Origin of the sequence: Arthrobacter sp. B2a2-09, from assembly GCF_027587375.1 — a bacterium.
Classification (GTDB): Bacteria; Actinomycetota; Actinomycetes; order Actinomycetales; family Micrococcaceae; genus Arthrobacter.
In genome coordinates this window covers 212,415-234,643 of record NZ_JAMXIC010000003.1, presented here as the reverse complement: position 1 = coordinate 234,643, position 22,229 = coordinate 212,415, and the positions used below count along the sequence as shown (strand labels likewise).

General features: G+C 62.0%; 24 protein-coding genes. 17 read left to right on the top strand and 7 right to left on the bottom strand.

Annotated elements, in window-relative coordinates; translation table 11 throughout:
- The first annotated feature begins 43 nt into the window (after positions 1–43).
- The 7 genes from NFJ07_RS05085 (at position 44) to NFJ07_RS05055 (ending at position 6,371) form a co-directional block, all read left to right on the top strand.
- Positions 44–502, top strand: coding sequence for an NUDIX hydrolase (locus NFJ07_RS05085; RefSeq protein ID WP_269992952.1), 459 nt, complete (start codon positions 44–46; stop codon positions 500–502).
- A gap of 136 nt (positions 503–638) precedes the next feature.
- On the top strand, positions 639–1,724 hold the full coding sequence (locus NFJ07_RS05080; protein WP_269992950.1) for an ABC transporter ATP-binding protein: 1,086 nt from the start codon (positions 639–641) through the stop codon (positions 1,722–1,724).
- Positions 1,724–2,446: an ABC transporter permease gene (locus NFJ07_RS05075; protein WP_269992948.1), complete on the top strand. Its 723-nt coding sequence runs from the start codon at positions 1,724–1,726 to the stop codon at positions 2,444–2,446. The genes NFJ07_RS05080 and NFJ07_RS05075 overlap by 1 nt, the downstream gene beginning before the upstream one ends.
- Positions 2,443–3,189 carry an ABC transporter permease gene (locus NFJ07_RS05070; RefSeq protein ID WP_234748423.1) on the top strand — a complete coding sequence of 249 codons (747 nt, stop codon included), beginning with the start codon at positions 2,443–2,445 and terminating at the stop codon, positions 3,187–3,189. Before NFJ07_RS05075 ends, NFJ07_RS05070 begins: the two co-directional genes overlap by 4 nt.
- Entirely contained in the window at positions 3,186–4,130 is a 945-nt protein-coding gene (locus tag NFJ07_RS05065) for an ABC transporter substrate-binding protein (RefSeq protein ID WP_269992945.1), read from the top strand. Before NFJ07_RS05070 ends, NFJ07_RS05065 begins: the two co-directional genes overlap by 4 nt.
- A gap of 116 nt (positions 4,131–4,246) precedes the next feature.
- Positions 4,247–5,467 (top strand): pyridoxal phosphate-dependent aminotransferase, encoded by a 1,221-nt coding sequence (locus NFJ07_RS05060; RefSeq protein ID WP_059387460.1) that lies wholly within the window; start codon positions 4,247–4,249, stop codon positions 5,465–5,467.
- Positions 5,468–5,516: 49 nt separating this feature from the next.
- On the top strand, positions 5,517–6,371 hold the full coding sequence (locus NFJ07_RS05055; protein ID WP_269992944.1) for a polyphosphate kinase 2 family protein: 855 nt from the start codon (positions 5,517–5,519) through the stop codon (positions 6,369–6,371).
- A gap of 25 nt (positions 6,372–6,396) precedes the next feature.
- Here the strand turns inward: NFJ07_RS05055 and NFJ07_RS05050 are convergent, their stop codons facing one another.
- Together NFJ07_RS05050 and xseA are read right to left on the bottom strand one after the other, a co-directional pair.
- Positions 6,397–6,654, bottom strand: coding sequence for an exodeoxyribonuclease VII small subunit (locus tag NFJ07_RS05050; RefSeq protein ID WP_269992943.1), 258 nt, complete (start codon positions 6,652–6,654; stop codon positions 6,397–6,399).
- A 10-nt stretch (positions 6,655–6,664) separates the two neighbouring features.
- Complete coding sequence (gene xseA / locus NFJ07_RS05045) at positions 6,665–7,978, bottom strand: exodeoxyribonuclease VII large subunit (RefSeq protein WP_269993093.1); 1,314 nt, start codon at positions 7,976–7,978, stop codon at positions 6,665–6,667.
- A gap of 199 nt (positions 7,979–8,177) precedes the next feature.
- On the opposite strand from xseA, the gene NFJ07_RS05040 reads away from it, so the two are divergent.
- Positions 8,178–9,056, top strand: coding sequence for a hypothetical protein (locus tag NFJ07_RS05040; protein WP_269992942.1), 879 nt, complete (start codon positions 8,178–8,180; stop codon positions 9,054–9,056).
- On the top strand, positions 9,053–10,138 hold the full coding sequence (locus tag NFJ07_RS05035; RefSeq protein WP_269992941.1) for a 4-hydroxy-3-methylbut-2-enyl diphosphate reductase: 1,086 nt from the start codon (positions 9,053–9,055) through the stop codon (positions 10,136–10,138). Before NFJ07_RS05040 ends, NFJ07_RS05035 begins: the two co-directional genes overlap by 4 nt.
- Positions 10,139–10,218: 80 nt before the next feature.
- On the opposite strand, the gene NFJ07_RS05030 is transcribed toward NFJ07_RS05035, so the two are convergent.
- A complete protein-coding gene (locus NFJ07_RS05030) occupies positions 10,219–11,433 on the bottom strand; it encodes a DNA recombination protein RmuC (protein WP_269992940.1) in 1,215 nt (404 codons plus the stop codon).
- 123 nt (positions 11,434–11,556) lie between these two features.
- Between NFJ07_RS05030 and ychF the strand changes: the two genes are divergently transcribed.
- Positions 11,557–12,642, top strand: a complete 1,086-nt coding sequence (gene ychF, locus NFJ07_RS05025; protein WP_269992939.1) for a redox-regulated ATPase YchF — start codon at positions 11,557–11,559, stop codon at positions 12,640–12,642.
- 196 nt (positions 12,643–12,838) lie between these two features.
- Here ychF and NFJ07_RS05020 read toward each other — a convergent pair whose 3' ends face one another.
- Genes NFJ07_RS05020 through NFJ07_RS05010 form a run of 3 tightly spaced genes read right to left on the bottom strand, consistent with a single transcriptional unit; the run spans position 12,839 to position 14,874 of the window.
- The gene (locus tag NFJ07_RS05020; protein WP_269992937.1) at positions 12,839–13,606 is read right to left on the bottom strand and encodes an SCO1664 family protein; all 768 of its coding nucleotides are present in this window, start codon (positions 13,604–13,606) and stop codon (positions 12,839–12,841) included.
- Positions 13,606–14,157 (bottom strand): DUF3090 domain-containing protein, encoded by a 552-nt coding sequence (locus tag NFJ07_RS05015; protein WP_269992935.1) that lies wholly within the window; start codon positions 14,155–14,157, stop codon positions 13,606–13,608. Before NFJ07_RS05015 ends, NFJ07_RS05020 begins: the two co-directional genes overlap by 1 nt.
- Before the next feature lie 24 nt (positions 14,158–14,181).
- Entirely contained in the window at positions 14,182–14,874 is a 693-nt protein-coding gene (locus tag NFJ07_RS05010; RefSeq protein ID WP_269992934.1) for a histidine phosphatase family protein, read from the bottom strand.
- A gap of 181 nt (positions 14,875–15,055) precedes the next feature.
- Here NFJ07_RS05010 and NFJ07_RS05005 point away from each other — a divergent pair, with 181 nt between their 5' ends.
- The 5 genes from NFJ07_RS05005 (at position 15,056) to NFJ07_RS04985 (ending at position 17,421) form a co-directional block, all read left to right on the top strand.
- The gene (locus tag NFJ07_RS05005; RefSeq protein WP_269992933.1) at positions 15,056–15,778 is read left to right on the top strand and encodes an AAA family ATPase; all 723 of its coding nucleotides are present in this window, start codon (positions 15,056–15,058) and stop codon (positions 15,776–15,778) included.
- Between the two features lie 80 nt (positions 15,779–15,858).
- On the top strand, positions 15,859–16,161 hold the full coding sequence (locus NFJ07_RS05000; RefSeq protein ID WP_269992932.1) for a GNAT family N-acetyltransferase: 303 nt from the start codon (positions 15,859–15,861) through the stop codon (positions 16,159–16,161).
- A 66-nt stretch (positions 16,162–16,227) separates the two neighbouring features.
- Entirely contained in the window at positions 16,228–16,509 is a 282-nt protein-coding gene (locus NFJ07_RS04995) for a type II toxin-antitoxin system RelE/ParE family toxin (RefSeq protein WP_333482036.1), read from the top strand.
- Entirely contained in the window at positions 16,496–16,798 is a 303-nt protein-coding gene (locus NFJ07_RS04990) for a HigA family addiction module antitoxin (protein WP_269992929.1), read from the top strand. The genes NFJ07_RS04995 and NFJ07_RS04990 overlap by 14 nt, the downstream gene beginning before the upstream one ends.
- Before the next feature lie 110 nt (positions 16,799–16,908).
- Complete coding sequence (locus tag NFJ07_RS04985) at positions 16,909–17,421, top strand: DUF1877 family protein (RefSeq protein WP_269992927.1); 513 nt, start codon at positions 16,909–16,911, stop codon at positions 17,419–17,421.
- A gap of 6 nt (positions 17,422–17,427) precedes the next feature.
- On the opposite strand, the gene NFJ07_RS04980 is transcribed toward NFJ07_RS04985, so the two are convergent.
- Positions 17,428–18,207 (bottom strand): alpha/beta fold hydrolase, encoded by a 780-nt coding sequence (locus tag NFJ07_RS04980; RefSeq protein ID WP_269992926.1) that lies wholly within the window; start codon positions 18,205–18,207, stop codon positions 17,428–17,430.
- A gap of 84 nt (positions 18,208–18,291) precedes the next feature.
- On the opposite strand from NFJ07_RS04980, the gene NFJ07_RS04975 reads away from it, so the two are divergent.
- Together NFJ07_RS04975 and NFJ07_RS04970 are read left to right on the top strand one after the other, a co-directional pair.
- The gene (locus tag NFJ07_RS04975) at positions 18,292–20,058 is read left to right on the top strand and encodes a GNAT family N-acetyltransferase (RefSeq protein ID WP_269992925.1); all 1,767 of its coding nucleotides are present in this window, start codon (positions 18,292–18,294) and stop codon (positions 20,056–20,058) included.
- A 302-nt stretch (positions 20,059–20,360) separates the two neighbouring features.
- Entirely contained in the window at positions 20,361–22,136 is a 1,776-nt protein-coding gene (locus tag NFJ07_RS04970) for an ABC transporter family substrate-binding protein (protein WP_269992923.1), read from the top strand.
- Positions 22,137–22,229: the final 93 nt, after the last annotated feature.

Below are 22,229 nucleotides of genomic sequence, written 5' to 3'. Positions count from 1 at the left end.
GTGCTGAACAATGTTCCTTCCAGCTTAGGCCTAGGCTGGCTCCATGAGCATCCAGTTCGACACCCGCCCGGCCGCGTACGGAGTGGTCATTCGTGACGGAGCAATCCTTCTCGCCTATTGGAAGCAAGACGGCAAAGAAGGCTGGACCCTTCCCGGCGGAGGCCTGGACTTGGGTGAGCATCCCGTGGACGGTTGCCGCCGCGAGGTCCAGGAAGAAACAGGGTACGACGCTGATATCGGGGCGATGCTCGGCATCGACGTCGGCCACTGGCCGGGTGAGGAGCGGCTGGACGGATCTGACCGTGATTTCCAGGCAATCCGGCTGGTCTACGAGGCAAGCATCACGGGCGGCGAATTGACACACGAGATAGACGGCAGCACCACCCACGCGGCCTGGGTGCCGTTGGGCAAGGTGCCCGGACTGAACCGAGTGTCGTTGGTGGATATCGGCCTCCGTTTGCACGGTGAGCGGCCCCTCAACGGAAAACTCCCGAGGCCCTGAGCATTGCCGATTCATTACGGTCTTCGCGCCTGCGCTGACATCGTCGGTGGTGCTGGCTAGGCTGTAGAAACATCAGTTCACTGTTGACTGATTTCCATCGTTGATATTGCAGCCCAACAGTTAGGTAAGCCCGGGAATGGCTGAAGCCATGATTGAGTTCCAGAGCGTCACCAAGCAGTATCAGGGCGGGCAACCCGCTGTTGATGGATTGAGCATGTCCATCGACAAGGGTGCCATCACCGTATTCGTCGGACCCTCGGGCTGCGGAAAGACCACGTCCCTGCGGATGATCAACCGTATGGTAGAGCCCACATCTGGCACCATCACCGTGGCCGGCAAGGATGTTTCGAACGAACCGGCCGCCCAGTTGCGCCGCACCATGGGCTACGTCATGCAGTCTTCGGGACTCATGCCGCACCGTTCGGTGCTGGACAACATTGCCACCGTTCCGCGGCTCAACGGCGTTTCCAGAGCGGCAGCCCGCAAGCGGGCGGAAGAGCTGCTCGACGTCGTCGGGCTGGCTTCCGTGCTCGGCAAGCGGTACCCATCCCAATTGTCCGGCGGCCAGCAGCAGCGCGTCGGGGTAGCCCGCGCGCTCGCAGCGGATCCGCCGGTACTGCTCATGGACGAGCCCTTCAGTGCAGTTGACCCTGTGGTTCGCGACGAACTCCAGCAGGAACTCCTCCGGCTTCAGCGCGAGCTGGCCAAGACCATTGTCTTCGTCACCCACGACATCGACGAGGCCACCGTGCTCGGCGACAAAGTGGCCGTTTTCGCCGTCGGGGGCAAACTGGCGCAATACGCGGCGCCCGAAGAGATCCTTCGGGCACCTGCCAATGACTTCGTGGCCTCGTTCGTGGGCCGTGACAGGGGATTCCGGCACCTGGCATTCAACGCCGCCGACGCCGTACGGGTGCATCCGGTGAAGACCGTGGATGCGCCGCACCTTGCTGCGGGAAACAGCGAATGGGCAGTGGTGCTCGACGCCGGCTCCCGGCCCACAGGGTGGGCCTCCCCGCGTGACGGCGCGGGGTTGATTCCCGGGGGTTCTTTGTTCCGGCGCGGGGATACGCTCCGCCGGGCGTTGGATGCCGCTTTGTCCTCGCCTTCGGGCCTTGGCGTGGTAGTGGACGACGACGGCAGGCTCGCCGGCGTCCTCAAAGCCGATGAAGTGCTGGCGCTCATCGAAGAGACCCGGCACAACAGGGAGGACGCCCCCTGATGGAATGGTTCCTGGCAAACAGCGGCATGGTCTTCGAACGGGCCGGTGAGCACCTTATCCTGGCTTTGATTCCCATGGTTCTCGGTCTGCTCATTGCTGTGCCTTTGGGGCAACTGGCCCGGCGGAACCGTGCCCTCAGGGCCGTGGTCACCACGGGAAGTTCCTTGCTGTACACCATTCCTTCCTTGGCGCTTTTCATCATTCTGCCGCCGATCTTGGGAACCCGGATCCTGGATCCGCTCAACGTGGTGGTTGCCCTCACCATCTATGCCGTTGCCTTGCTGGTGCGGGCTGCCATGGACGCCTTCGATTCCGTGGACGACGACCTCCGCATGGCCGCAGTCTCCATGGGATTCAAGCCCACGGCACGCTTCCTGCAGATCGACCTTCCGCTTTCCTTACCCGTGCTTTTTGCGGGCCTGCGCGTGGTGTCCGTCAGCAATATCTCCCTCGTGAGCGTCGCCGCGCTCCTGGGGGTCGGGAACTTGGGCATGCTGTTCACCGACGGCCTGCAGCGGTCGTTCATCACCGAGGTGGTGGTGGGCATCATCGCGATTCTGCTGCTGGCCCTCATCATGGACACGCTCTTGGTCCTGTTGGAGAAGCTGCTGACACCCTGGACGCGGGCCGGTGCGGTCACCGCCAAGCAAGATGGCAAAGCAGACAGCGAATCGGCGCAGTTCGTCGGGGACGCCGGGATCCATGCGGAGGCAGGTCGATGAGCAATATCTTCGTTGACACCCTCGCGTGGCTCACGGATCCGGCTCACTGGTCAGGAAGCGGCGGAATCGCCACGAGGCTCCTGGAACACCTGCAGTATTCCGGGCTGGTCCTGGTGATTGCCGCGGCCATCGCCGTGCCGGTGGGTCTCTTCATCGGCCACACGGGACACGGACGCGTTGTTGCCGTGGCGTTCGCTGGCGCTTTGCGGGCCCTCCCCACGCTCGGACTGCTTGTCCTCTTTGCACTGTTGGCTGGAAGCGGACTCATGCCTCCCGTCTGGGCCTTGGTCATCTTGACGGTGCCGCCACTCCTGGCCGGGACCTACGCCGGGATTTCCAGCGTGGATCCAACGGTGGTTGATGGGGCGCGGGCCATGGGCATGACGGAACTCCAGATCTTGTTCCGTGTAGAGCTGCCCAACGGACTCCAAGTCATGTTCGGTGGCATCCGCACGGCCGTCCTCCAGGTCATCGCAACGGTTTCCGTGGTGGCATACCTTCCGCTGGGAGGCTTGGGGCGTTATCTTTTTGACGGATTGGTCCTTCAGGACTTCCCCCGCATGCTCGGCGGGTCACTGCTCATCGCGGCGTTGGCAATCGCCGTCGACCTCATCCTGGCCATGGCGCAGAGGATCCTCCTCCCGCCCGGCCTTTCCATCGATTCCAACGGCGGCCATAAGGCCGCCGGAGATCTCGCAGCCGCCGCACCAGCAGGGGCTGCCGTTCAAGGAGGTACCGCATGAAGCAACCCGTCACCCTGACCCGCCGCGGGCTCGGCGGCCTAGCGGCCGGAGTCGGCATTGCACTTGCGCTGAGCGCATGTGGCGGCAGCCCGCTGTCCACCCCGTCCACCAACGCTCCCTCCGGGGCCGGCGGCTCGCTCACTGTGGGCTCGGCAGATTTCCCCGAGAGCCAGGTCATCGCCGAAATCTACGCCGGAGCACTAAACGCCGCCGGCGTCACTGCTACCACCAAGCCCAATATCGGATCCCGCGAAATCTACTTCAAGGCTGTCCAGGACGGTTCGATCGACCTCGCCCCCGACTATTCCGGCAACCTGCTGTCCTACCTGGACGCTAACGCCACTCAGGTCTCGGCCGATGACGTCTTCAAGGCGCTGCCCGGGAAGCTTCCACAGGGCCTGGGAGTGCTCGACCCCGCCAAGGCTGAAGACAAGGACGCCATGGTTGTCACAAAGGCCACGGCGGAGAAGTACCAGCTCAAGTCCATCGACGACCTCGCCAAGGTCTGCGGGGACTTCACGATGGCAGCACCGGCAACGTTTGAGACCCGCGCCTACGGGTTCCCGGGGCTCAAGGCCAACTACAACTGCGTGCTCAAGGGCCTGAAGCCGTTTAGCGACGGCGGCGGTAACCTCACGCTGCAGGCCCTGCTCTCCAACGACGTCCAGGTTGCCGACATCTACACCACCACGCCGTCCATCCAGGACAACGCCCTGGTGGTACTGGATGATCCCAAGAACAACTTCAAGGCCCAGCAGGTCCTCCCGCTGTACAACATGGCCAAGATGACGGACAAGGCGAAGGAAGCCCTCAACAACGTATCCAAGATCCTGACCACGGACGACCTCATCAACCTCAACCGCGCTGTCAGCGGCAACCAAAAGCAGAATCCCAAGGACGCTGCAGCCGCTTGGCTCAAGGACAAAGGGATCGTGAAGTAGATTTCCCGGCAGTGCCCGACGGCGGCGAGGAACCCTTCGGGGGGCCTCGCCGCCGTCGTCGTGAATGTGAGTGATGTCTCAACTGAAGTACATCCCCGGTATGGCATATTTGATGAATGGCAGAATTCAAGCAGTCCACCAAGCTTCATAATGTCCTTTACGACATCCGTGGACCGATTCTTCAGGCCGCCCAGCAGATGGAGGCAGAGGGTCACCGCATCCTCAAACTGAATATCGGAAACCCGGCACCGTTCGGATTTGAAGCGCCGGACGCGATTTTGGTGGACATGATCCGCCATCTGCCCCATGCCCAGGGATACAGCGATTCGCGCGGAATTTTCTCGGCCCGCACCGCCGTCTCGCAGTACTACCAGACCCGCGGCATCCAAAACATCCACGTTGACGACATCTACCTTGGCAACGGCGTCAGCGAGCTCATCACCATGTCGCTCATGGCATTGCTGGAAGTGGGAGATGAGATCCTCATCCCCACCCCCGACTACCCGCTCTGGACCGCCTCGGTGGCACTGGCGGGCGGCCGTCCGGTCCACTATCTGTGCGACGAAGAATCGGGCTGGCAGCCGGACCTTGAGGACATGGAATCCAAGATCACGCCTCAAACCAAGGGCATCGTGGTCATCAACCCCAACAACCCCACGGGTGCCGTATACCCGGAGGAGACCCTCAAGAAGATCGTGGCCCTGGCCGAAAAGCATGGCCTTGTGGTGTTCGCCGATGAGATCTACGAGAAGATCCTCTACGAAGACGCTGTCCACGTGAATCTTGCCGGGCTCACCGGCGATGACGTCCTCTGCCTGACGTTCAGCGGATTGTCCAAGGCCTACCGGGTGTGTGGCTACCGTGCTGGCTGGATGGCCATCTCCGGTCCCAAGAAGGACGCCGCCGACTACCTCGAGGGCATCAACCTGCTGGCCAACATGCGTCTGTGCGCCAACGTGCCGGCACAGCATGCCATCCAGACCGCCCTCGGTGGCCACCAAAGCATCAACGATCTGATCCTGCCCGGCGGCAGGCTCCTTGAACAGCGGAACAAGGCCTACGATCTGCTCAATGCCATCCCTGGCGTGAGCACACAACAGGCGAGGGGTGCCCTCTATCTGTTCCCGAAGTTGGACCCCGAGGTCTATCACATCCGCGACGACGAGAAGTTCGTCCTCGACCTTCTCAAGGAACAAAAGATCCTCGTCTCGCACGGACGGGCCTTCAACTGGGTGCGTCCTGACCACTTCCGCATGGTGACCCTGCCAAACGTCAAGGATATTGAAGAAGCGATTGGCCGCATGGCGGACTTCCTTGGGCGGTACCAAGGCAACTAGCCTGTTGTGCAAGCCGCAACGAATGCGGCCGGACCAGAGGGGACGTCGAATGGCCGCTGTAGTGCGTTTCAAGCACAGTCCGTCAAAGGAACTGAAAGCCGGGTCAGGCTTCTTGCTGTCCGGGGTGGATCCGGAATCGACGCCGGGCTACAAGGGGAAGAAATCTGACGGGGTCGCCTTGCTGGCCGCCCAGGACGAACGCTTGGACGAACTGCAGGAGATGCTCTTTGCCGAGGGAAAATTTGGCAGCTCGAAACGGGTCCTGTTGATCCTCCAAGCAATGGATACCGCCGGCAAGGGCGGGATTGTTGAGCACGTCGTGGGATCGATGGATCCCCAGGGGGTCAGGGTTGCTCCGTTCAAGGCTCCGACTGACGAGGAGAAAGCCCACGATTTCCTCTGGCGGGTCGAGAAGGCCTTGCCGAGTGCTGGGTTCGTCGGGGTTTTTGACCGCTCGCACTACGAGGATGTGCTGATTCACCGCGTGCACGGTTGGGCCGATGAGGCCGAACTGGAACGGCGCTACGCGGCCATCAACGAGTTCGAGGCACGCCTCGCCGAACAAGGCACGGCGATCGTCAAGGTCATGCTCAACATCAGCCGCGATGAACAGAAGGAACGCCTGCTGGCACGTTTGGACGACCCGTCCAAACACTGGAAGTACAGCACGGGCGATCTCAAGGAACGCGCGTTTTGGGATTCCTATATGGAGGCCTATGAGCTCGTCTTCGAGAAAACGTCAACCGAGGTGGCGCCTTGGTATGTGGTTCCGGCGAACAAGAAGTGGTTCGCGAGGATCGCTGTCCAGGAGCTTCTCCTGGAGGCGCTCGAGAAGCTGGATCTGGGCTGGCCTAAAGCCGACTTTGACGTATCTGCACAACGGGCATTGGCCGTCGAGTCCTAAATTCGTCCGTCACGGCCGGGTTTATTCAGCGGGCGGCGGTCGCGTCACCCTCGCCACTGTTCCGGGCTGCGGCCAACCTTCTGCGGGCACCCTCCAGCCACTCTTCGCAGCGCTTGGCCAAAGCCTCGCCGCGTTCCCAGAGGGCGAGCGATTCCTCAAGGCTTGCTCCGCCGGCTTCTAGGCGGCTGACCACGGCCATGAGCTGCTCGCGGGCTTCCTCATAGCTGAGGGCGTCCAGGTTTTCCGCCGCGGCCTTGGCTTCAGGGGAAGTGTTCTCTGTCATCTGTTGGTCCTCATTCTGCAGTGGCTGGTGCTTGCTTGCTTTGCTGGCCGGCAGCTCCGGAAGACACGGCGCCTAGGCGGCCTTCCGCGACCCGCAGAGTCAGCTCGGTGCCGTCCGGGGCCTGGTCCGGGCTCGTGACTACCTCGTGACCGACGCCGTCCGCTCCCACCACTTGGACCACCGCGTAGCCGCGGTCCAGCGTTTTTTGTGGGGATAGTGCCCTTACCTGGGCGCGGAGGTGGTGTACCTGGTCAAGTGCGCGGACGACGGCGGAGCTCACCGCGGTGTGTGCGTGTTTCCGGAGTCGCTCGACGTCCTCTTCCCTCGCTGTGACCATTCCCTCGGGGGACGCCAGGACGGGGCGTGACCTCAACGCGTGGAGTCGATCCGTTTCACGGTCCACCAGGCGGCCCACGCTACGGTGTAGTTGTTCTCGGGCCTGCCGGACCCTCGCCAATTCCTCGGCGACGTCCGGCACGATCCTCTTCGCGGCGTCGGTGGGCGTGGACGCACGAAGGTCGGCGACGTCGTCCAGGATGGGGTGGTCGGCTTCATGGCCAATTGCGCTGACCACGGGAGTGGCCGCTGCGGAAACTGCGCGGACCAGTTCTTCGTTGCTGAACGGAAGCAGATCTTCCAAGGCTCCGCCACCACGGGCAATCACGATCACATCCACGTGCGGATCGGCGTCGAGCTCTTTAAGTGCAGCCAGGATCTGACTCACTGCGGTGACACCCTGGACTGCGACCTCGCGGATGGCGAATTCGACGGCGGGCCAGCGAAGGGCTGCGTTGCGCAGGACGTCTTTCTTGGCGTCGGAATCGCGGCCTGTGATGAGCCCGATTCGGTGGGGGAGCAGGGGTAGCCGTTTCTTCCTCGAGTCTGAAAACAACCCTTCAGCGCCAAGGGCCTGGCGCAAGCGCTCGATTCTCGCGAGGAGATCGCCGAGGCCGACCGGACGGATGTCCTTGATCGACATGTTGAGCCGACCGGTCTTGAGCCAGAATTCAGGTTTCACCAAGGCTACGACGCGTGAGCCACGCTCCAACGGCACCTTCTGGCGGTCCAGGACGTTGGACCACAGTGACGCAGGCAAGGAGATTTCAGCGTCGGTGTCCCGCAGCGTCACGAAAGCGCTGCCGCCGCGACGGTTGAGTTCGATGACTTGGCCTTCGATCCATGCGGCCGGGGCCCGTTCTATGTGGGTCTTGAGCTTGCGGGATAGCAGTTGCAGCGGCCAGGGATTGTCCGGGCTTGTCTCCGACGCCGTAGCGGGCAGGGTTGACTCTGTAGCCGGGGACGCAGCATCGGGAGATTCTGCAATTGGCAACGCCGGGGTGCCGCCGGGTGCGGCATCATAGGACACGCGGGTAGCCTCCTGCTGGTGGCTTGTGCATGGTTCCGTCCTCGCTGGTACTTTGCTAGGGGCTTCCAACTCTATCCATACCTTGTAGCACGCATGACCGACATTTACTTGTCGTCGCCCCGCCTGGAACTGCTGCACTCCAAACTTGAGGAATCCATTGCGCACGTTCGTCTCTGCAATCGCAGTGATCTTTGCCCTTCTGCTCACAGGAATCGCCGTCCCTATGGCATGGACGGACGCCAACATCGTTCGGGAAGACGGGTTTGTGGCCCTCACCTCTTCGATCGGGAAGGACCAGGCGTTCCAGGCCCGCCTGGCGGCCACCGCCGTCGCAAGCCTTGAATCCAAAATCAATCTACCTGCGCCGGTGGAGCAACTTGGTGCCTCTTTCCTCAAGGACGCGGCCACCGCAATGTCCACGTGGCCCGAATACCCGCAAGCGTGGAATGAAACCGTACGCCGGAGCCACCAACTGAATTTTGCAGGCAACGCCGGCTCCGGGAACTCGACCTCGGGGACGTCCTTGGTGCTCGACGTCGGGCCCTTGGCCAAACTCGCCGGAGACCGGCTGCACGCGGCAACCGGCCTCCCCATTGCGACGCCGGACTCTACATTGATCAACATCGGCGGCCCTGCCCAGCGCCAGCAGGTAGATGCCATCGCCGCGTATGCGCCGATGTGGTGGATCCCCGGCCTCGGCGCCGTCCTGCTGTTTGCCCTGGGGCTGCTCGCCGCCAAGCGCAGGGGCGTGGTTCTCTTGTGCACCGGGCTGGGCTTGGCCGCAGTCGCGGCGCTGTGGCAAGTGGCTACAACGGTGCTGAAGGGCGCAGGCGATGCGGGCCTGGGCGGAACCGCCACAGGCGGCCTGTTCGCGCGGGAGTTGTTGGCAGCGTCGGTCGACAACTTCACCGGCTGGATCACCATCGCCTGGATTGCCGCGGGAGTTCTTGCGCTTCTCGGCCTGCTCGGTGTGATCTTCTCACGCAAATCCAGGCCGAGCGTGCGGGCGAATGCTGCCGGTAGCATGGAGGGATGACCAGCTCAGCAGTTTCCATTCCGATGCCCTCTGTCCCGCGTAGGCGTCGGACGCCGGAAGAGGTGCTGGCCGCCGCTCCGGTTTCCGGCCCCAAGCGAGTCTTGCTCGCGGCTCCCCGCGGATATTGCGCAGGTGTCGACCGCGCAGTCATCGCGGTGGAGAAGGCACTGGAACACTATGGGCCGCCGGTATACGTGCGTAAGCAGATCGTGCACAACGTGCACGTGGTCACCTCGCTGGAGGACAAGGGCGCCATCTTCGTCGACGAGACGGACGAGGTACCCGAAGGCGCCCTGGTGATCTTCTCCGCTCATGGAGTGTCCCCGGCCGTCGTGCAGTCGGCAGAAGACCGCGGCCTGCGCACCATCGATGCCACTTGCCCCCTCGTCACGAAGGTGCACCGCGAAGCCGTCCGTTTCGCCAAGGAAGACTACGACATTCTCCTCATCGGCCATGATGGCCACGAGGAAGTGGAAGGAACGGCGGGCGAAGCCCCGGACCACATCCAGATCATCAATGGTCCGCACGAAGTGGACAAGGTCACTGTGCGCAATCCGGAGAAGACCATCTGGCTTTCCCAGACCACGCTGAGCGTTGACGAGACCATGGAGACCGTCCGGATGCTCAAGGAGCGGTTCCCCACCTTGCAGGATCCGCCCAGCGATGACATTTGCTACGCCACCACAAACCGCCAAGTGGCCATCAAAAAGATTGCACCGCAGGCGGACCTGGTGATCGTGGTGGGATCGGCGAATTCGTCCAACTCCGTACGGCTCGTCGAAGTGGCGCTTGAGTATGGCGCCAAGGCCTCCTACCGGGTCGATTTCGCGAACGAGGTCGACGAGAGCTGGTTCGAAGGCGTCGCCACAGTGGGTGTCACCTCCGGCGCTTCCGTTCCCGAGGTCCTGGTCCAGGATGTTCTCCGTTTGCTTGCCGACTACGGCTACGGCGCGGTTGAAGAGGTGGTGACGGCGGAGGAAGACCTGCTGTTCTCGCTGCCGAAGGAACTGCGCGCCACCCTCAAAGAGGCCGGAGACGTCACCCGTGCCTTGGGCGGACGCGGGAACCGGCCAACCTCGTAGTTTTGGGGATCCGAGTTGACGCACCCGGTAAGGACCTGCGCCCCCGTTGTTCCAGGTGCATAGGTCCTTACCGGATGCGATCAGGCCGCCGGGTCTTGCTCAAGCAGTTCGGGTGCGGCGAGTGCGCGCGGCATGGCTTCCACTGCGGATGGTGACACCAGTCCGTCGGTGTCCATGGAGTTGAGTTTCCGTGCCGTCGGCAACACGCGTGCTTCGAGCGTTCCGACGAGTGCGTTGTAGCGATCCACCGAGGTCTTCAACGACGAACCCAACTTGCCCACGTTGTCGCCGAGAGTGCCCATACGTTCGTACAGCTGCCGGGCGAGCTCGAAGAGCTCCCGGGCGTTGTCCGTCAAGACGTCCTGGCGCCAAGTGAAGGCAACGGACTTAAGAACTGCCAACAAGGTGCCGGGGGACGCGAGCACCACGTTCCGGGACAGGGCGTGATCCAAGAGGGCGGGATCCGCTTCGAGTGCGGCGGCCAGGATGGATTCCGCGGGCAAGAAGCAGATCACAAGCTCGGGCGAGTTGCCGGGGATGTCCCAGTACTTCTTGGACCCCAGGGCATCCACGTGGGACTTGAGGGCCTTCGCATGTGCGAGCAGCAAGGCATCCGTGCTGTTGCCCGCCGACACGCCGTTTCCTGCCGGGTGCCTGGTGTTGCCTTGTTCCTGGGCAGCGAGGTAGGACGCCAACGGAACCTTTGCGTCCACCACCAACTGCTTTCCACCCGGCAACTGGACCACCAGGTCCGGCCGGATCGCGTTGTCGGCGGAAGCGGAATGCACCTGCTCGTGAAAATCGACGTGACGCAGCATGCCGGCGGCTTCCACCACCCGGCGCAGCTGGACTTCACCCCACTGGCCCCTGGCGCTGTTGGACCGAAGGGCCGAGGCCAGGGCGTGGGTGGAGCGCAGGAGTTGTTCATCGGACAGCCGGGCTTCCTGGAGTTGCTGGGCAAGCTGGCCGTACTGCTCCAAACGATCCCGTTCCAGAAGCGAGACCTGTTGCTGGACGGCAGTCAGTTTCTCGGCAACGGGGGCAAGAGCGCGCAACACGCTGCCATCCTGGTTCCTGGATTCGTTCAGTTCACGGTTCTGTGACAACAGAAGGCGCCGTTCGGCGTCGGCGGCGGCAAACTGGGCGTTCACCGCGGCAAGCCGGGCCGAGACGCCGTCGAAATCTTCTTCAAGGGCGGCATTGCGGCGCCGAAACAGGAGGAAGCCAGCCACCACCCCGGCGGCCACTCCGAGAAGAAGCATGAACAAAGCGAGTATTACTGCGAAACCATCCATGTCTCCAACCTTGGCATAGGGGCACGACAATATAGCGAAGCCGGGTCACAGCGCCCGGCCGTGCGGGTCCTGGGTTCTCCACGCAAAGCGGACAAGGCCACTCAACGGGTAGAATCAATGCTCGTGGCTCTTACTATTGGCATCGTCGGACTGCCCAACGTCGGCAAATCAACTCTTTTCAACGCACTGACCCGCAACCAGGTGCTGGCCGCGAACTACCCGTTCGCCACCATCGAGCCAAACGTCGGCGTCGTCAACCTGCCAGACCCGCGCCTGCAGAAGTTGGCCGAGGTCTTCGGATCGCAGCGCCTCCTGCCCGCAGTCGTCTCGTTTGTTGACATCGCCGGGATCGTCAAGGGCGCCTCCGAAGGTGAAGGCCTGGGCAACAAGTTCCTTGCGAACATCCGCGAAGCAGAAGCCATCGCCCAAGTCATCCGCGTCTTCGATGACCCGGATGTTGTCCACGTCGACGGCAAAGTCGATCCGCGCTCGGACATTGAGACGATCAACACCGAACTGATCCTGGCCGATCTCCAGACGATCGAGAAGGCCGTTCCCAGGATCGAAAAAGAAGTCAAGATCAAGAAGCGGGAAGCCGCGGAATTGGCAGCAATCCTGGCTGCCCAGGCCGTGTTGGAACGTGGCGACACCATCTTCTCCTCGGTCAAGAGCGACAAGCTTGAGATGGAGCACCTCAAGGAGCTCAGCCTCCTCACCGCCAAGCCCTTCATCTACGTCTTCAACTCGGACGAAGGAATCCTGGGCAGCCCGGAAAAGCAAGAGGAGCTGCGCGCCATGGTGGCGCCGGCAGACTGCATTTTCCTTGACGCCAAGCTGGAATCCGATCTCGTCGAACTCGACGAAGAAGAAGCCCGCGAGATGCTCGAGATGAATGGTCAAGACGAATCCGGCCTCGATCAGCTGGCACGCGTCGGTTTCCACACGCTGGGACTGCAGACCTACCTCACGGCCGGTCCCAAGGAAGCCCGCGCCTGGACCATCCACCAGGGCGACACCGCCCCGCAGGCCGCAGGAGTCATCCACACGGATTTCCAGCGCGGATTCATCAAGGCCGAAGTTGTCTCCTTCGATGACCTTATCGACGCCGGATCCATGGCCGAGGCCAAGTCCCGCGGCAAGGTTCGTATTGAAGGCAAGGAATACGTCATGGCCGACGGCGATGTGGTGGAGTTCCGCTTCAACGTATAGCCCCTGCGGGCCAGGGCAAGAAGTAGACGTAAGTAAGATCGGGACAGTCAGCGACTGGTAGGCCGCTGACTGTCCCGAGGAGTGCAGTCGTGAGTGAACCGTGGCTTTCTGCCGATGCGATCGCTGCACATCTCGGCGTGACCAAGGAGACCGTCTACATCTGGATCGCCGAACGCTCCATGCCGCCCCAATTCCCTTAGAACAGCGGCCACGGCACCGCCGGCATCTCACCGCTCGGAGCCGGAAACCGCCCTGCCAAGCGCAACCGGGCGCAGCGCGCGGCGAGCGATGCGATCTCTTCGGCGCTGAGCAAGTCCGCCAGGTTTCGGCCCAGCCCACCGTGCAGTCCTTCGCTGACACGATCGATGCCCTCGCGTTCCTCGGCGGTCAGAGGGTCTCCCAACCATCCCCACAGCACCGTGCGCAGCTTGTGGTCACGGTGAAAGGTGAGCCCATGGTCCACGCCGTGCCGGTGTCCGTCCGTCATGGCAAGAATGTGGTCGCCTTTGCGGTCGGCGTTGTTGACGACCGTGTCGAACACCGCCATGCGTCTGAGCGCTGGCGAGTCCTCGTGAACGAGGGTGACCATCCGTCCGGTCTCATCTCGTCCCTCGAGAACGTGTTTCCAGCCCGTCTCCGGCACGTGGTCTGTCGCGACCAGGTTCACGGCGTTTTGGGCGGGGTCTTGCTCCTGCCAGAGCTGCACCATTCCTTCGCCCATCGGCCCATCGCGCAGCCAGGTGTACGGCACGATGTCCCAGCCGAAGGCCTGCGAGACCAGGTAGGCGGCCACCTCCCGCTGAGCCAGGGTGCCATGGGGAAAGTCCCACAGCGGAGTTTCGCCTGCTATCGGCTTATAGACGACCACCACGTCGCCGATGCTGCCCAGAAATGTAGCGTTTGAAGCCGTCGTGATGCGGCCGGTGAGCGTCAGCTCGGCGGTCACCAGGTCCGGCGTCGGCATCAGACCTCGGGAAGGGTGCAGATGTGCCCGTCGGCGTCTATGGGGTAACCGCAGAGCGGGCACGTCGGACGGCCGGCGCCCACGATCTCACGAGTGCGCTTGGCGAATGCGCGGGCTGTGCCGACCGGCATTCGCACCAGCAGCATTTCGGGCTCGTTAGCGCCGTCCTCATCAGGTGATGCGTCGTCATCAGCATCGACGTCGGTGATGGGGTAGGCCTCTAGTACGACTTGGGCCGTGGTTGGGTCCCAGCCTAAGCTCATCGCGCCGGAGCGAAACTGCTCCTGAACGGCCTCGAGCTGGTCATTGTCGACAAGTTCAATGGGAGTACTCGTGGGAACGCTGAAGGGGTTGCCCTCGACGGTGATGAGCTGGTCGAGAATTTCGTCGATCTTCTCCGCGAGCAGAGCCGACTGCTCTTTCTCCAGGGCAACACTCACGATCTGCGTCCCTGCGCGCACCTGTAGGTAGAACGTGCGCGCCCCCGGAAGGCCGATGGTGCCGACGACGACCCGATCAGGCCAGGCAAACTCGTGAACACGTGTAGGCATGTCAGTATTCTAGGCACGTGAGGTTCATGGCGCCTCTTGCCCTGCACCGCCGCCCACCGGCGCATCGCCAGAGTGGATGCCGTTCGACAGCCACGACAGGTCACCCGCGTCGGTGTTGGTCGCGCAGACGCTCGGCCGACTACCGCCGTAGCGCACGATCGATACGGAGCCCGGGCCCACGGTAATACGCTGGAACAGGTCAAGGTGCATGCCGAGCGCGTCGGCGAGGATTGACTTGATGATGTCACCGTGACTCACCGCCACCCACACTGCTCCTGGCCCGTACTCGGCTTCGAAGGCTGCATCGTGGCGTCGAATCGCTGCCACCGACCGAGCCTGCATCGCGGCCATGGATTCACCGCCGGGAAAGACGACGGCGGACGGTTGGGACTGCACAACCGGCCACAGATCCTCGGTCGCGAGATCACTGAGCATGCGGCCCTGCCACTGGCCGTAATCGCACTCGGTGAGATCGAGATCGACCGGCGCGTAGGGCGTGCCAGCCTGGCGATCGAGGATGAGCTGGGCGGTCTGCTGACAACGCTCAAGCGGGCTCGACACCACCGCGACCAAGGGCACGGCCGCGAGCCGGTCTCCGGTCAGAGCCGCCTGGTCGCGCCCGATCTGGTCCAGGCTGACGCCGACGGCCCGACCGGCCAGCAGCCCAGTGGCATTGGCTGTGGTGCGGCCGTGCCGCACGAGAATAACTGTCGCCATCCACCCAGCCTAACCACCCGCTCGCTGCGGTGGCGCCGATATTTGCACCGTGATTCGCTGTGCTTCGAGCGGTGGTGGGTGTCCGGAAGGGCACCTTCGATGGCTCGGGCCACTTCTTGGTCCCCGTTCAGACCCCCATGCGTTGGAGCAAGACAGCGAGCGTTGCCTGTAAGAATGGGGCATGCCCCCGCATACCTTTCCCATCAGACGGTTAGCCGAAGACCCGGCCCACGTTCTGGACCGCCGCCGGTGGCCAGGTATCCTGCCCCCTGTCGCCCAGGTTCTAGACCAAGGTCTCGATCTGAGCCCGGCCACTATATTCGTAGGCGAAAATGGGTCGGGAAAATCCACTCTCGTGGAAGCCATCGCAATGGCCTATGGCTTGTCTCCTGAAGGTGGATCTACAGGGGCCTGCCACAGCACCAGATCCACGGAGTCCGTACTTGCCGAGCACCTGCAGGTTGTCCGCAACGCCGGTGCCACAAGACGCGGCTACTTCCTGCGCGCGGAAACCATGCACGGCTTCTTCACCTACCTCGAGAAGAACCCGAGCACCTCGGGTATGGACATCCCGTTCCACGACATGTCACACGGCGAATCGTTCTTGGAACTGGCGGTAGATCGTTTTCGCGGACGCGGATTGTGGGTGCTCGATGAACCAGAATCGGCGCTGTCCTTCGCGGGATGTCTCAGCCTCCTTACGGTCTTGAAAGATCTCCTCGCCGAAGGCTCCTCGCAAGTCATCATGTCCACACACTCCCCGGTTCTTGCTGCACTTCCCGGAGCGCAGATTCTCGAAGTCGGCCCCTGGGGACTTCGGCAGCAGAAATGGTCCGACCTCGATCTGGTTTCCAATTGGCGGTCGTTCCTGGATTCGCCTGAAAGATACCTGCGACACCTTTAGGCGAAGCCCGGTCAGGGATCGATTTACGGGCACGCATCTCGTAGCCACCCCAATGACTATGCTGCGTGTTTGGATGAAGCATGACCACCATCAAAGTCGTGAAGGCCAAAGACCTGCAACTCAGCGAAGTCCTTGAGCTATACCGTGCTGGACATCCTCGTTCGGCCGTCGCATCCAGAAGAGGCATAGGACGAGCCCTCGCTGAACGAGCGCTCGAACAGTACCGGCATGTGCGTCAGAAGGTCCTAATCACCGACGACGAGCCGAGGCAGAAAGCGTTCTATGAAGCGCTCGGCTACACCCAGACCGAGGAGTTCCAAGGAGGATTGGTCAGGGCTTTCATCGCGGGGTCTGTCGTGGGGGAGGCATCGGTTATTCCGTGACGGAACGTGGTGGAGTTCCGGTTTAACGTCTAGCGTTATTAACGCTGTGCGTTATATCCAGATGCCATGATCAGGTCGTTCGGGAGCAAAGACACCGAACGACTGTGGCGTTGTGAGCATGTGGCTTCAATGGATTCACGGATCCTTCGGTCCGCCCTCCGCAAGCTTCGCCAGGTGGGATCCGCGGAGTCGATCGAGGATCTCCGCGTTCCGCCGGGGAACCGGCTCGACGCGCTGAAAGTTGACCGGGCTGGTCAATCCAGCATCAGGATCGACGGCCAGTGGCGGATCTGCTTCAGGTGGACAGACGCTGGACCAGAGGAGGTGGAGATTGTTGACTACCATTGACTACCTTGTGCCGATTCACCCAGGTGAAGTTCTCATGGGGGATTTCATTGAGGGTTTTGGCATCACGCAGAACAAACTGGCCGTGGCCATCCATGTGCCGCCGCGCCGAATCAATGAAATAGTGCACGGCAAGCGTGCGATCACAGCAGACACCGCACTACGTCTCGGCAAGTATTTTGGAACGTCGGCTCAGTTCTGGCTCAACCTGCAGACGCATTATGATCTCGACCTTGCCGAAGATCGTGTGGCCGAGCAGATCGCGGCGATCACGCCTCTCAAGGTCGCGTGAACAAATCGGTGCGGCTGGTCATCGACATGCAGGTCGCTTCATCTCGCGAGTTATCCACATAACGCAACTCGGCCGTCCTGCGCAGCTTGCGCCTTGGCAATACTTGGTGAATGGGAATCAGATATTACGCATATGCATTCGACGGCCACGCCACTGAACAAGTGCTTTCCGACCCGATGAGCGTCGTGTCGGCCGATCCGCTTGCAGATGCTTGGGGCCTTGAACCTGGTGTCGGGACCCGTGTTACCACCTTCGGGCAATTGATATCTGAGCGCGACATGCTCTATCTAGACAAGGCGTGGCGGCATCTGCAGGTTCTCACTGCCCCGTTGCGGGCGGGGATGGCGGCGCGACCCGCTTTTCGTATGTTTGAAGGCAACGTGACCATGCATGACGAAGGTTGGGAGCCGTGGGTACGGGCCCTGACTCCGTCCGAGGTTTTGGCGATTGCTCAGGACTTGGACGATGTCTCTGACGCGGAGGTGAGGCTGCGATTGCCGGATTCGCCATATGTCAACCGGGACCTTGACGTCGAGTATGCCGTTGGCTATCTTCGACGGGCCCGGGTCTTCGCCACCAATCTCGCCGACGAGGGGCGCGGCATGGTCTACCTGATCGGGTAGCGATGATTAGCCCCAACGGGCGATATCTTGGCTCAGAATATTAGGCCAGGTTTCGACATCTCCTGGGGTGCGGGCCACTGTCAGCGTTGCTTGCGGGAGAAGTGCGGCAAGGGATTCCGCGGTTGAGAGCGGGTGGCCCGGATCATCGATCCACGCCAAGATTGTCGTCGGTACGTCGATTCGCGCGACGGCCTCAGGAGCAGGCAGATCGCTGAGTGCCGCGCCTCGAAACAACGACGGCAAGAGGGCATCGGCGACGTCGGGCACCGTCTCCGGCGCACCAATTGTGGCCGGTGGCAGCGTTGCTCCGCGCGTGGTGGCGAGGAATGCCTCGACACCAACAGATTCGATAAGCTCCGCGGCAGCCCGGTAGCTTACAGCCTGTGCAGCGCGGGTTTCCCACGCGGTGGGTGGCACCATAAGCGTTAGCCCAGTAAAGCGGTCTGGCTCGCGGGAAGCGGCGTGCAAGAGTGTGCCGGTACCCATGGAGGGACCAACTCCGTGGACACGTTCGCCCGGGAACCAGTGATCGAGCAGTCGCAGGAGGTCGTCGGCGAGGTTTTGCCATTGATATTCCTCGGGGACCTTCCGCCCCGTCGACCGGCCATGGCCGCGTGCGTCGTACCGCAGCAGTCGAGTTCCACTAAGCCCTCGACCGAGGTCGAGGTTGAGCACCCGATCGCGCGCGCGGCTTGAGGTAAGGCCATGCAGTTGGACAATTGGGTGTCCACCTTCGTCGCTCAAAGCAACCGCAAGCTCGGCTCCGGGAACCTCGAAAGTGGGCATCAGGCTCCTCGTTTCGTGACTGACCGCGTCACGTCGAGCGGCCGCGTTGAACATTCAGGCTATCTGTGGCGATAGGATACTGCCATGCGGCTGACCAACGTCACGCACCTGCGCCTACCGTTCGGACGACTTTGGGGCTATGACGTCAGTGCGTCTGCGCTCCGCCGACGTCTTCCAGTGTCCTTTGACCAGCGCCTCCATGTGGGGGCAGGCCACCGCCCCGGCTCCTGGATGGCACTGTCTTTCCGGCTGCCTACACCAACTCGTCGCGAGTCAATTGCCGATGCCTGGCTGGCTGTCGTCGCCCGTCATGGCACACTGCGAACGGCATTCGTGCCCGGTGCGGATGGTGATCCGGAGCTCCACGAAATTGATATTGGTCCGGGAACCTGGGTGGAGCATCAGGTAGCTCCTGGCCAGGCCGTCAATGACGCGGTGCGGGACATTCTCGATGCCGCATGTTCGCCATACCAACACCCCTCACACCGGCTGTGCGTATTGGAGACTGCTGCTGGACTCACGGTGGTGATTGCGGCCGACCACGCCCACGTCGATATGTGGTCGATGCTGGTGATCGCGCGGGACCTGCTGTCGGCGCTCGATGCTGGGAAGGCGGGCCGTGAACCGTTGCCCGGGCCAGTGCCGGCTTTTGTCGAACACACGCAAGCACTGCTAGATCGGAATACCGCGCCGGACCACGTGCGTCACCGATGGGAAGACATCATCGGGGACAGCGGGGGCGTAATGCCGCAATTCCCACTGCCCTTGGGTGCGCCCGATCCGCAGCGCGAGCGTGTAGAAGTCCGCGATGTGTTCGATCTCGACGACGGTGCCGCCTTTGCTGCACAGGCCCGCAACGACGGTGTCTCGACGCTCGCGCTCGCTGTCGTTGCGATGACAGCGGTGACCCGCGAGCTGGCGGGAACCCCGCTGCGAGCCGTTTTTCCCGTGCATAGCCGCTTCGACGACCGCTGGCATGACTCAGTGGGCTGGTTCATTACTAATTCGGTACTTGAGTCGGCGGTCGCCGAGCCGCGGGCTGCGGCGGCCGCGGTAAAAGAGGCCGTGCAGCTTGGCTCGTGGCCGCTCGCGGACGTGCTGGCTCCATGGGGCGGCATGCCCGTGGCTCCTGGTATGTTCGCGATCTCCTGGCTGGACCTGCGCAGACTGCCGGTGCGAATCGACTCCGTCGGACTCGACGCCCAATATGTGAGCGCGACAATCGACACCGACGGCGTCATGCTTTGGTTCATCCTGGATGAGTCCGGTCTGCACTTGAGATGCCGTTATCCCGACACCGTTGAGGCTCGAGCCAACGTCGGAGGATGGCTTGATCTGCTGGTCGCTCGTTTGCAGGCCTATGCACGATCCTCGGTTCAAGGGCTGCTGCGGGTGGCGGGCCGGACCTTCAGGCTGGAACGGGCGAGCCGCGATGACGTTGCGGCCATCGCCGCGCTGCTGTCTGAGGATCAGTTCGGTCCCGATCGTGAGTGCGTCGAGCTTGAACGATACGAGGCGGCCTACAACCTGGTTGTTCGCGACAGTTCCAACTATCTGGGGGTCGTCCGCAATGATTCCAATTGCATCGTTGCCACGATGCAATTGACCGTCATTCCAGGACTTTCCCGGGGTGGTTCTTCCCGGCTGCAGATCGAGGGACTGCGAGTTGCGGCCGCGGAACGTTCACATGGCTTGGGCACCGCGATGCTTGAGTGGGCACACAATTTTGGGCGTGCGCGTGGGGCGCAACTGGCACAGGTGACCACCGACGAAGCACGGGAACGGGCTCGAGCCTTCTACACCCGACTCGGATATCGGACGGCCCACGTAGGGTTGAAACGGCGCATATAGGCACTTTCTCCGGGTTCCCGCCGGGAAGCTTAGTGATGGAGGATTAACTGATATAAGCCCCGGTTCGCCTTTGAATCGGGGCTTATGTCATGTTGGCGTGGATTATGGAACCACTTGGACGTCCTTCAATGATTGCATCTCGATAACAAACTTTACTGGCGGGAAACTTTGGACCCAAACATCCGTTCCGGACGCTAGGCTACTGCTCATGTGAGACGAGCCACAAGCCTGCTGAGGGGGTTGTGGCAGTCTGCCGGAGTCAACAGCGCCGGCTTTTTCCACTCAAAAAAATAGGAGGCGGAATGCGTTTCGGACGTACTTCCAAAGCAGTGGGTTTTGCGGCAATCGCCGCGATCGCACTGAGCGCCTGTGCCGGCAATTCCGGTGGCAATACCCCATCCACCGGAGCAGCCAAGACGGGTGGCACGGCCACCGTGGTCGAGGTCAACGCTTTCAACACGTTCAACCCCAACACAGCTGACGGCAACACTGACATCAACTCCAAGGTCAGCTACGCCACGCACTCGGGCTTCTACTACATCGACAACAAGCTGAACGTCGTCCACAACGACAAGTTCGGCAAGATGGAAAAGGTCTCGGACAATCCGCTGACCGTCAAGTACACCATCAACAGTGGCGTGAAATGGTCTGACGGCACGCCCGTTACGGCCGCGGACCTCCTCCTGCAGTGGGCGGCCTTCTCCGGGTACTACGACGACGCGGACTCCAAGGCCAAGACGGGTACGTCCTACTTCTCCTACGCTGGTGACAACACGGGCCTCAGCCTGACGGACTTCCCGGAGATCGGCGACAACAACCAGTCCCTGACGCTCAAGTACTCCAAGCCGTTCGCTGACTGGGAGATCGTGCTTGGTGGTCCGGGCATTGACGTTCCTGCCCACGTCCTTGCGCAGAAGGCCGGCCTGAAGGACACCCAGGCCTTGATTGACTTCTTCAAGAGCAAGCCTCGCGGAAATACCAAGGCACCGCTGCCTACGGACCCGAAGCTGAAGGCAATGTCGGACATGTGGAACACCGGCTTCGACACGAAGACGCTTCCCGCAGACCCAACCCTGTTCCTCTCAAACGGTCCTTACATCGTCAAGAGCATGAACCAGGACCAATCCCTCACCATGGTCCGCAACAAGGACTACAACTGGGGACCGACTCCAAACCTTGACGAAATCACCGTCCGGTACATCGGTTCGGCGCCGGCTCAGGTCCAGGCCCTCAAGAACGGCGAGGCGGACATCATTGCCCCGCAGGCTTCCGCGGACACTCTCGACCAGTTGAAGGCACTCTCCAGCCAGGGCGTTACCGTCGATCAGGGCAACCAGCTGGCCTTCGACCACTTGGACCTGAACTTCTCGGGCCCGCTGGCCGACCAGAACGTGCGTACCGCCTTCATGAAGACGGTCCCCCGCAAGGACATCGTCAACAAGATCATCGGCAAGCTTGATCCGAATGCGAAGCCGCTGGACTCCCAGATCTTCGTTCCCCAGCAGGCTGCCTATGCTGATTCCGCCAAGAACAATGGCTCCTCGGCCTACCAGGACGTGGACATCGATGGTGCCAAGAAGCTCCTGAACGGTGCTACTCCGGAAATCCGCATCATGTACAACAAGGACAACCCGAACCGTGTTGACGCTTTCTCGCTGATCCGCGAATCCGCCACCAAGGCGGGCTTCAAGATCGTCGACGGCGGCTTGGGCGCCTCTGACTGGGGCAAGGCCTTGGGCAAGGGCGGCTACGATGCCACCATCTTTGGTTGGATCAACCCGGGCGTCGGAGTCTCAGGCGTTCCGCAGATCTTCAAGACCGCCGGTGGCAACAACTTCAACCAGTTCAGCAACACCGATGCTGACGCGTTGATGGAGCAGCTCGTGGTCACTACCGACCGCAGCAAGCAGGACGATCTCCAGAAGCAGATCGACAAGAAGATCTGGGACAGCTCTTATGGTGTTCCGCTCTTCCAGTCAGTGAACGTGGACGCTTACAGCGACCGCATCACCGGTGTGAAGCTCATGCCGAACCAGACTGGTGTTTGGTGGAACTTCTGGGAGTGGGCTCAGAAGTAAACCTTGCTCGCTGAGCTAAATTACCTGCCAAGGCGCCGGGACCGACGTACCATGGTCCCGGCGCTTTGGTTGGTGCACCGGCATATTGTCCGC